The sequence below is a fragment of the Cephaloticoccus primus genome (assembly GCF_001580015.1).
GTDB lineage: Bacteria > Verrucomicrobiota > Verrucomicrobiia > Opitutales > Opitutaceae > Cephaloticoccus > Cephaloticoccus primus.
This window is the reverse complement of sequence record NZ_LSZQ01000010.1, coordinates 1-10,116: the sequence shown is the minus strand read 5'-3', so window position 1 is coordinate 10,116 and position 10,116 is coordinate 1. Positions and strand designations below refer to the sequence as shown.

6 protein-coding genes are annotated in these 10,116 nt (G+C 64.0%); 4 read left to right on the top strand and 2 right to left on the bottom strand.

Annotated features, from left to right (window positions below):
* The 3 genes from AXK11_RS00675 to AXK11_RS09575 all read left to right on the top strand — a co-directional run.
* Nucleotides 1-2,301 (top strand): TonB-dependent receptor (locus tag AXK11_RS00675; RefSeq protein ID WP_068628313.1); only part of this gene is annotated, 2,301 nt, incomplete at its 5' end.
* 170 nt (nucleotides 2,302-2,471) lie between these two features.
* Nucleotides 2,472-3,074, top strand: coding sequence for a plasmid pRiA4b ORF-3 family protein (locus tag AXK11_RS00670; RefSeq protein WP_068628312.1), 603 nt, complete (start codon nucleotides 2,472-2,474; stop codon nucleotides 3,072-3,074).
* Between the two features lie 581 nt (nucleotides 3,075-3,655).
* Nucleotides 3,656-3,955 (top strand): hypothetical protein, encoded by a 300-nt coding sequence (locus AXK11_RS09575; protein ID WP_156469114.1) that lies wholly within the window; start codon nucleotides 3,656-3,658, stop codon nucleotides 3,953-3,955.
* 226 nt (nucleotides 3,956-4,181) lie between these two features.
* On the opposite strand, the gene AXK11_RS00655 is transcribed toward AXK11_RS09575, so the two are convergent.
* A complete protein-coding gene (locus tag AXK11_RS00655) occupies nucleotides 4,182-6,548 on the bottom strand; it encodes a TonB-dependent siderophore receptor (protein ID WP_068628306.1) in 2,367 nt (788 codons plus the stop codon).
* A gap of 312 nt (nucleotides 6,549-6,860) precedes the next feature.
* Nucleotides 6,861-7,421 carry a DUF3016 domain-containing protein gene (locus AXK11_RS00650; RefSeq protein ID WP_068628304.1) on the bottom strand — a complete coding sequence of 187 codons (561 nt, stop codon included), beginning with the start codon at nucleotides 7,419-7,421 and terminating at the stop codon, nucleotides 6,861-6,863.
* Between the two features lie 352 nt (nucleotides 7,422-7,773).
* Between AXK11_RS00650 and AXK11_RS00645 the strand changes: the two genes are divergently transcribed.
* Nucleotides 7,774-10,116 (top strand): TonB-dependent receptor plug domain-containing protein (locus AXK11_RS00645; protein WP_068628302.1); only part of this gene is annotated, 2,343 nt, incomplete at its 3' end.

Sequence of the window (10,116 nt, the reverse complement as noted above, 5' to 3'; positions counted from 1 at the left end):
CCGCTCGACGACTCGATCAACCCGCTGGTGCGCGCCAGCGAAGGGCTCTTTGGCGACATGCGCGGCCCACTCGATACGCCGCGCGCGGCCTCCACGATCACGCAGGCTCTGTTGCGCGAGCGCGGCATCGGCGGCGTACACGAGTTCACCGCCTACGCGCCGGGCACCGCCGCAAACTCCAGCTACGGCAAGCTCACCAGCCCGCGGATTCGCGGCGACAACGCCGAGACCTTCGTCAACGGCCAGCGCATCAGCTACAATCGCTTCGGCGTCTTCCCCTCGTTTAACGGAGTCGAGTCGCTCGACGTAGTGCGCGCGCCCGGCTCGGCGATTTACGGCAGCGGCTTCATGACCGGCGGCTACGTCAACTACGTCACCAAGCGACCCCAGTTTACGCCCCAGACCACGCTCACCCTGCGCGTGGGAACCTGGGTGCCCGGCGGCGGCTCCGGCTCCTCCTCCTGGCTCAACGGCTCGTGGCAAATCGACACCAGCGCGCCCACGCCGAGTGGCCGCTCTGCATGGCGAGTCAGCTACGAAGGCAAGTACGACAAAACCTTCTTTCGCCGTGCGGGCCCGGGCGCACGCGACGACCGCCAGGACCTCTTCCTCGCATGGACGCAAAACCCGCGCGCGGATGGCGCGCTCACGCTCGACGCCAACCTGCAAATACTCTGGCAAGCCGCGCCGCAGCTCCTCGGCGTAAACCGGCCCAGCCAGGAACTCATCGACCACGGCCTTTATTACGGCGGCACGCTGCCCGACCTCGGCATCAATCCGGACACGGGCGCAATCGCGGGCACGCTCCCCAGCCAAACGCCTGTGCGACTGCGGCGCGATGCGACGCTGCTCTCCGCCGAAGACTTTTCCAACGCCACGCTCGCCCGCGCACAGTTTATCGCTACCTCACGGCCCGGCGCCTCGCGCAAATTCGTCAACCGCACGCTCACCGAGTTCGTCCACCGACGCCGCTATCACGACTTCGAGTACGCCGAGTACGTGGAGCAACTCACAGTCGAAAACCGCAGCGAGTGGCACGCGCAGTTTGCCCTTGGCGGCCTCGCCCACGCGCTGATCGCAGGCGGCACGCTCCGCTACGAGGAGCGCGAATCGTACACGAACTACTTCAACGAATACTTCTTCCAGTACGACTTGAGCACCCCACCCGGCCCTCCCGCCTTGGGCGGCAACGACTACAGCCACCCGCGCAACTACCCGAGCTCGTACTGGCCGGGATACGTGGGGCCGGGCGGACGGCTGTTTTTCCCTTCCTCTCTGGGCAGCCCGGAAACCGGTCACTCCAGACTGTGGAACCCCGCGCTGTTTGCGCAGGACGATGTGCAGCTCGGCGACTCGCTCGCGCTCCTCACCGGACTGCGGCTCGACGGCTTTATCGCGGAGGCGCGCGACTTGCTCGACGAAGCAGTCGGCACCGATTGGCACGACAAGCACAGCTCCAGCGAGTTGTCCTGGAACGCCAGCCTGCGCTACAAGCCGCGCGCCCTCGACGAGCGCGTGTCGCTCTACGCCACCTACCAGCGCGCCTACGCGGTGAGCGGCCACTCAGCAGGCGGCGGCCTCATGCTCAAGGCCGACCCGAGCGACCCGACGCGCGGCGTGATCGACGCCAGCGACTTCAGCAACCTCAGCGAGCTCGCCGAGCTGGGCGCCAAGTTCGCCCTGCGCGACAACGCGCTCTACCTCGGCCTCGCGCTCTTCGACCAGCGGCGCAGCGAGATCGAGCTGGGCGGAAAGCGCAAAGCGCTGAAAGCGCGCGGCGCCGAAGTGGAGCTCGTCTACCAGCCGCACGCGCGGCTGAGCTCCACGCTCAATCTGGCCCTCACCGATGCACGCTTCGACCACTCGACCGCCAGTGAGTCGGGCGGCACTTCCATCTATAATATCTACGCGGAGGGCGCAGGCCCGGGCGGCCTCGGAAATGGACGCGGCTTCACTTGGGACACGCTGCCACCAGCCGATTACCGGCTCCCGGGGCACTCGCGCCTGGTCGTAAACGCGAGCAGCTCCTACCAGCTCAAATCCGGCTTCGGCGCGGGGCTGGGCGCAAGCTGGCACAGCGAGCAGCCGAGCAATCTGCGGCGCGAGTACCACATCCCCGAGCAGCTCTTCCTCGACCTGTTTTTCTTTTATCGAGGGGCAAAATGGAGCGCGAACCTCGACGTGCTCAACGCACTCGACCGCAAAAACTGGACGCACAATGGCGACAGTTTTTCGAGCAACATGCTCATCTGGCAAGAGCTGCCGCTGCGACTCGAAGGCTACCTCAAGCGCAGGTTCTAGCCAATGCGCGGAATGCGGCACGCAGCGCCAAGGCTCGCCCCGCTCGCCTGTGCGGCGGCGGCTCTGCCTCCAGCGCGACGAGCGGGCGAGCTCTTCGAGCGGGACGCCAGTCTCTCACTGCGCGCCGCCGCACTTGATCTTCGCGCGACCTTGGGTTGGGCTGCCGCGCCATGATTTCCTTGCTCGAAGGAGGGGGCGCCAAGCCCGGCAAAAAGGCGCAGGATAAGGTGCTCCTCCTGCGCCTGGGGATCATCGGCTCGGAGCCGCCCATCTGGCGGCGGCTCGTCGTGCGCGAGAGCATGTGGCTCTCGCAACTGCACGAGGCGATACAGGTGCTCTTCGACTGGTTCGACTACCAGACACACACCTTCCTGCTCGGCGACATGCGCGCAGGAAGCCCCGTGCAGCAGGGCGAGCTCCTCGTCGAGGACGACCGCGACATCACACTGGTCGATCTCAATCTGGAGCAGCTCGGCGAATTCGTTTACGAATACCACTTTGGCGAGACGTGGCGCGTAGGCATCACACTGGAAAAGGTCGGGCCCGTGGAGCCCGGCCACGCTTACCCGCAATGCATCGCAGGCGAGCGCGCCGGCCCACCCGAAGACTGCGGCGGACTGGAAGCCTTTGCCGATATGCTCCACTGCATCCAGGAGCCCGAATCCGAGCTCGGTAAAGAATGGCTCCAGTGGCTCGGCGAAAGCTACGACCCCACACAGTGCGACCTGGAAAAAATCAACAAAACCCTGCGCAAACAACTCCGCGGCACCTAGTCGCAAGGATTCCCTCCCACTACGCGTGGAGCGGGGTCTTCGACCCTTTTATTTTGCGAGCCGCTCGTTGGCGGCTCGTCAGTGTCCCCTGCCATTTACTGTGCGGTTCGTGCATCGCGCGTTCCGCGCGATGCACGAACCGCACAGTTGGAAAAGCCCGACCTCTGGTCGGGTAGGAGATTAACACGTAAACTTTTTCGCCGAGCCCAAATGGGTTTACGCTTCATCCGTGTTTTGGGCTCCGGCACCTGTCGTGAAACGACAGGGGGAATTCATGTAAATTTGCGATTTTTTCCGGGCGCACAGCGCACGGGCAAAACCGCAAATTGAATGGAAGTGGCGACCCGCCACCGCTCCACGCGCAGTGGGAGGTCGGTGACCTCGGCCATTTTGCGTTCGGCTCGTTGGCCGAACGCACGGCAAAGGGCCGGCTCCAGGTGCGCCTGCAACAATTGTGTAACGGGGGCGAACATCTGCTTGACGGAGTTTACGTGGAGCGCACGGTGGCGGCGTTGTTCTTTACCACCCGTGTTTGTGGTCGGCCACGAGGGATTGGGATTAGCCGATCCCTCCGTCCGCCCATGAACACAAAGACCAAGATCATGTTCGTTATGCAGCCCGGTGGCTTCGGTGCCACGGGGGCAGTCCTCTCGACCAGTGAGCGTGAAAGCGTTTCGCAGGTTGAGGACCTCGGCTGGCCAAAGCGCCGCAACGTCGGGGTATGCTCGGCCACGCGCCGGGTAGAGGCTCCTGCCGCTGCCATGCGAACACTTGATAACCAGAACTGGATACGCACGGTCGTGAGCCTTCCCAAGGCCCTGGGCCGGTCGGTCTGGTCTCCGCTCACCCGGCTGACCCAAAAGCCGAGTCGGGCGATTTAACCAAAGAAAATCATACCGGGGTGTGGGAGTTGTTTCCCACTCCCCGGTTTTTTTGTGCCCTGTGTTTTCCCGCGCCGCCCGCTGCGTGGCCGGCAAAAAAAAGCGGGCCGCCCCCGAAAGGGCAGCCCGCTGTCGTAATCCTCAAAAACGCTTCGCTGTGGCAGCGCGCCTGCATTTTGCGCCGCGCCGCCATTCACTCGGGGGCGTATCCGCCGCCCCGCTTCGGCTAGAAGCTGTAGGTCAGGGTCAGCCGCACATTGCGGCCCGGGTATCCGGCGAAGTTGCCGCGCGAGTTTGCCTGCCACAGGGTCTTCTTGTCGGCGAGGTTCTCGACGTTGAGCTGCAAGCGCAGGTCTCCGTAGTCGTAGCTCGCGCCCGCATTGTAGATCGTGCGGGCGGGCAGATAGAAGCTGATCTGCGCGAGCTCGGCCAGAGCGGTGTACTGCATCTCGGGCCGATCTCCGGCGACTTTACCCACGTGGTTAAATCCGGCGAACACGCTGAGCCCCTTCACCGGCCCGCGGGAGAACCCGTATTTGAGCAAGCCGTTGTAAGTGGTGTCTGCGATGTTGGGCTGCGGGATCCCGGTGGGCTCGCGCAGCTTCATGTCCGTAAAGCTGCCGATGACGGTGAGGTTGGGCGTGATCCCGCCCACGATATCGAGCTCGAAGCCCCTGTTCGTGATGTCGAAAAGGAAGTACTCCGGCTCGGTATTATCAAAGAAGTAGAGCGGGTTGGTGGTGATGACGCGGTCTTGCTTGAGGTCGAAGTACGCGCTCGTGATCGAGAGCCGCCCGTTAAAGAGCTCCAGCTTCAGGCCGACTTCCTCTTGCTCTCCCTTTTGCCAGAACACCTCGTTATTCGCCAGTCCCGCTTCGGCGTTTTCCGAGTGGCTGAAGTAGAGGGAAACCTGCGGGAGCACTTTTACGAGAGCCGCATAGAAAGGCGTGTCATGATGATCGCGCAGCGGAGCGCCCTGAGTGTCGGTCAGCATGTTTAGCCAGTCGGGCCGGTTTACCCAAATACGCGAGGTGCCGCCGCTGAGCAACACGCGGTCTTTGAAGAGGCCAAGCTGGGTCGTGCCGTAAGCTTGGGTCTTCGTGTTGCGCGGGTTCACGAGATGCCGCGATATACTATCCACACCATCCGGTCGGCCGGGATTATCGGTCGGGTAAGGGTGCTTGCTGAAGTCCCAGTCGGGGACCGATCCGGGCGCACTCTTCCGGTCTCTCAGCTTGTCGTAGGAGCGGCCGCGCATCCCACCGACCACAAGCTGGAGCGTCGCCAAGGCATCGCGGCCCACGCCGCCAAACTCCCAGCGTCCAGCCAGGTCCATCTGGTAGTGCGCCTCGTTGAAGTAGTGGCTCCGGCTGGTCGCCCAGCGTTGGGAAACATAGGTGCCGTACTCGGGAGCCGCAGTCGCGACATAGGGGTTGGTCACCCAGTCGTGGGGCAGGCTCGGGTTCTGCAAGAGCCAGCGCTGCCCGGGTGTGTAAACACCCGTCATCGGGTTATAACGCTCCTTGGGATGAACCTTGTTGGGATCGTCACTCCCACCAAAACCACCCGCTTCCTGGTGCGAGTAGTGCCGCAGGGCGGCCAGACGCAGGTTCAGGTGCTCCCCGAGTGTGGTCGTAAACTCGACCGTGCCGCGCCGCACATGCGAGTCGCGAAACTCCGCATCGCTCGCGCCATTGGCCCCATCGTAGACGAAATGCTCGTCGACCGAATCGAGCGAGATCACGCCCCCGCTCGCCACATCGGGGCGCAAGCGCAGTCGGGCCGGATAAACCGCAGCGCCCTCAGTTCTCCAGTTTACGAGGTAGCCCTTTAGCTTGAGCTGGGCTTTGGGCGAGATCGCCCACGTCAGCATCGGGTTTAGCGTTTTGTTGATAATCTTCCCCGGGACAGTGGAGTGCGCATCCTGGTAGCCCGCGATCACCCGATAGGCAAAACGCTCCGTGCCCGGCACTGGCCCCGTGATGTCGTAGCCGATGCGGTTGCCGAAATATTCATCGGCCAACTCCAGGCGCAGCGTCTGCGAGCGCTCAAACTGCGGGCTCTTGGTAAACACGGTGGAGGAGCCGCCGGGCGCTCCGGTCGGTGCGAGGATCGCATTGGGGCCTTTCACGATCTCGATGCGATCCATGACCATCGGGTCCAGGTTCGCCTGAAACGAGTTCATCGTCACGAAGTTGTCGATCGCCGAGCCATAGATCCCAAAGCCGCGGATCACCTGCCGGTCGGAGATCCCGCTGGCCCCGCCGAGGAAACTATGCCCCACGCCGGAGATGTATTGGGTCGCATCGATCAGGGAGGTCGCGCCTATGTCGCGGATAAACTCGCCGGAGACGACATTGATCGTCGCAGGCGTGTCGATAAGCGCTTGGCGGATACGCGCGCCGCTCGTGGAGACAGGCACAGTGTAGGCATTCGCGCGCTCCGCCGAGACCTCAAAGGGCGACAGGTAGACCAGCTCTTCGTCGAGAGCCTGGTCGGCAGGGCCGCTGAGGCCCGACGCGTTTTGGGCGAGGCCCGCGAGAGGCACTCCGAAGGCCAGTAATGTGGGCACAAGCAATTTGTGCAGTTTCATACGCTTGGGTTTGGTTGGGTTACAGGAAAGCCGCTTCGCTCGAATCAATCCCGAAGTCGAAACGGCCCAGGGTCAGGGCTACCTGGATGCCGCGGAAGCTACCCAACACAAGTACAGTTACTACGCATTTATTGCCATAAGAGAGACTTAGGGGAGCCAGAAGCCACTCTTACTCCCCCCCTCTGCCCCCGCTCCCGACGCACAGGCCAAAAAATGGGAGACGCGGAAAACGTCTCCCATTCGCAGACGCGCCAACGCGAACAACGCACCCGCCCGACTCAAAGCGCAGGTGCCCCCCCGCCGCTCCGCGCCTTACTTCAGCGCGAGTTTTTTGCTCGGCTGCGGGGGCCCGAACTCGCTGCGCAGCCAATCGTCGATCAGCCCTTTTTCGTGGCGCAGCGGATCGTTTTGGCGATTGTCCAGGCGCATCTGAAACGCGAGATCGTGGAGCCGCCGCGAGCCTTCCTTCAGCACTGCGCCGGATGCATCGCTCAGCACGAAGTCCAGCTCAATCACCGGAGGGTAGATCCCTTTGACGAGCCGGATGTCCTGCGCGCGCCCCCAAGGCTCGTAGTCGCCCGCCATATCGATGTCCTTGACGGTGATCTTGAGGTGCTGCCCCTCCGGCACGTGGCGCGCGCTGCTCTCCACCAAGTAGCGGCGCACTTGCTCGGCATTGGCAGCCTGCCCTTTCGCGGTGGCGATCAGCGCGTCTTTCACATCGGTGAAGTTCTCGGGGGCGATCAGCTCGACCTCCACCTTCGCGGCATTCGCTGCGGCGAGCGCAGCGGCATTTTTACCGCCGAGGCTCTCGCAGCCCGTGAGCAGCCCCAGCAAGGGAGAGATGAGGATAAAAGCAGTCGTCGTTTTCATGTCGTTTTACCTCCTGAAAGTAAGCGTGATAATGGCGAAGTTCCCTACAACCGTGATCTTGCTGACGGGATAATCCAATATACGAAAAACTGCAAATTCGCCCCGCAGGAAACACACAAACTTCGGCGTGCGGACTTTAACCGCCAGTCGCCAGCCGGGCAGGCTCGGGCCGCACAGCGCAGCATGCACGGGGAGCGAAAATCGCGGCAACTGAAAGCGGGCTTGCCTCGGCAGGACTAAGTACTCCTACCCTCAGCGCGCCTGTAGGGAGCTCCTCAGCGGAGGGTTTGCGGTGCGATACGCTCCCGTTTTGCCCGCCATCGCTGCGGAAGGCCACCCAAGCAAACCACTTATGCAACCCTCCCTACTCCGCCGCGCGGCGCTCCTCGCCGCTGCCAGCTACGCCGTTTTTTCGGCGCCCGCTGCGCACGTCTCCGCCGCCGCAGCAACCGCCTATCCGTCCGCCCACGGTGGCGGACTCGATGCAGCCGACGACTTCGTGCAGCTCGACCGTTTCGAAGTCGCCGGCCTCCCGCTCGACGACTCGATCAACCCGCTGGTGCGCGCCAGCGAAGGGCTCTTTGGCGACATGCGCGGCCCGCTCGATACGCCGCGCTCGGCCTCCACGATCACACAGGCGCTGCTGCGCGAGCGCGGCATCGGCGGCGTACACGAGTTCACCGCCTACGCGCCGGGCACCGCCGCCAACTCCAGCTACGGGAAACTCACCAGCCCGCGGATTCGCGGCGACAACGCCGAGACCTTCGTCAACGGCCAGCGCATCAGCTACAACCGCTTCGGCGTCTTCCCGTCGTTTAACGGCGTCGAATCGCTCGACGTGGTGCGCGCGCCCGGCTCGGCGATTTACGGCAGCGGCTTCATGACCGGCGGCTACGTCAACTACGTCACCAAGCGCCCGCAGTTTACGCCGCAGACCACGCTCACCCTCCGCGTCGGCACCTGGGTGCCCGGCGGCGGCTCCGGCTCTTCCTCCTGGCTCAACGGCTCGTGGCAAATCGACACCAGCGCGCCCACGCCAAGTGGCCGCTCTGCGTGGCGGATCAGCTACGAAGGCAAGTACGACAAAACCTTCTTTCGCCGCGCGGGCCCGGGTGCACGCGACGACCGCCAGGACCTCTTCCTCGCATGGACGCAAAACCCGCGCGCAGGCGGCGCGCTTACGCTCGACGCCAACCTGCAAGTACTCTGGCAAGCCGCGCCTCAGCTCCTCGGCGTAAACCGGCCCAGCCAGGAGCTCATCGACCACGGCCTCTATTACGGCGGCACGCTGCCCGACCTCGGCATCAATCCGGACACGGGCGCAATCGCGGGCACGCTCACCGCCCAAACGCCCGTGCGACTGCGCCGCGATGCGACGCTGCTCTCCGCCGAAGACTTCTCCAACGCCACGCTCGCCCGCGCCCAGTTCATCGCCACATCGCGGCCCGGCGCCTCGCGCAAATTCGTCAACCGCACGCTCACCGAATTCGTCCACCGCCGCCGCTATCACACCGACGAGTACGCCGAATACGTGGAGCAGCTCATGATCGAAAACCGCAGCGAGTGGCACGCGCAGTTCGACCTGGGCGGCCTCGCCCACGCGCTGATCGCGGGCGGCACGCTCCGCTACGAGGAGAACAAGAGCTACAAAAACTACTTCAACGAATACATCTTCCAGTACGACTTGAGCGCCCCTCCCGGGCCGGACGGCAACAGCTACAACCATCCACGCGACTACCCGAGCTCGTACTTGCAGGGTTACCCGGGGCCGGGTGGGCGGCTGTTTTTCCCGGCCTCGTTTGGAAACCCGGAAACCGGTCACTCCAGGCTGTGGAACCCCGCGCTGTTTGCGCAGGATGATGTGCAGATCGGCGACTCGCTCGCGCTCCTCACCGGACTGCGCTTGGACGGCTTCGTGGCCGAAACGCGCGACTTGCTCGACGAAGCGGTCGGCACCGATTGGCACGACAAGCACAGCTCCAGCGAGCTGTCGTGGAACGCCAGCCTGCGCTACAAGCCGCGCGCCCTCGACGAGCGCGTGTCGTTCTACGCCACCTACCAGCGCGCCTACGCGGTGAGCGGTAATTCGGGCGGCGGCGGCATCATGCTCAAGGCCGACCCGAGCGACCCGACCCGCGGCGTGATCGACGCCAGCAACTTCAGCAACCTGAGCGAGCTCGCCGAGCTGGGCGCCAAGCTCGCCCTGCGCGACAACGCGCTCTACCTCGGCCTCGCCCTCTTCGACCAGCGGCGCGGCCAACTGGAGCGCGGCGGCCGTCTCCAAAAACGCAAGGCACGCGGCGCCGAAGTGGAGCTCGTTTACCAACCGCACGCGCGGCTGAGCTCCACGCTCAACCTGGCCCTCACCGACGCACGCTTCGACCACTCATCGGCCAGCCAATCCAGCGGCAGCTCCATTTATAATATCTACGCGGAGGGCGCAGGCCCGGGCGGCCTCGGAAATGGACGCGGCTTCACTTGGGACAAGCTGCCACCAGCCGATTACCGGCTCCCGGGGCACTCGCGCCTGGTCGTAAACGCGAGCAGCTCCTACCAACTCAAATCCGGCTTCGGCGCAGGGCTGGGCGCAAGCTGGCACAGCCAGCAGCCGGGCAATCTGCGGCGCGAGTACCACATCCCCGAGCAGCTCTTCCTCGACCTGTTCTTCTTTTATCGCGGGCCAAAGTGGAGCGCA

Bases quoted from the DNA above. Each gene is read 5' to 3' on its own strand.
- AXK11_RS00670 (WP_068628312.1), top strand. From the start codon at position 2,472: ATGATTTCCTTGCTCGAAGGAGGGGGCGCCAAGCCCGGCAAAAAGGCG.
- AXK11_RS09575 (WP_156469114.1), top strand. From the start codon at position 3,656: ATGAACACAAAGACCAAGATCATGTTCGTTATGCAGCCCGGTGGCTTC.
- AXK11_RS00655 (WP_068628306.1), bottom strand. From the start codon at position 6,548: ATGAAACTGCACAAATTGCTTGTGCCCACATTACTGGCCTTCGGAGTG.
- AXK11_RS00650 (WP_068628304.1), bottom strand. From the start codon at position 7,421: ATGAAAACGACGACTGCTTTTATCCTCATCTCTCCCTTGCTGGGGCTG.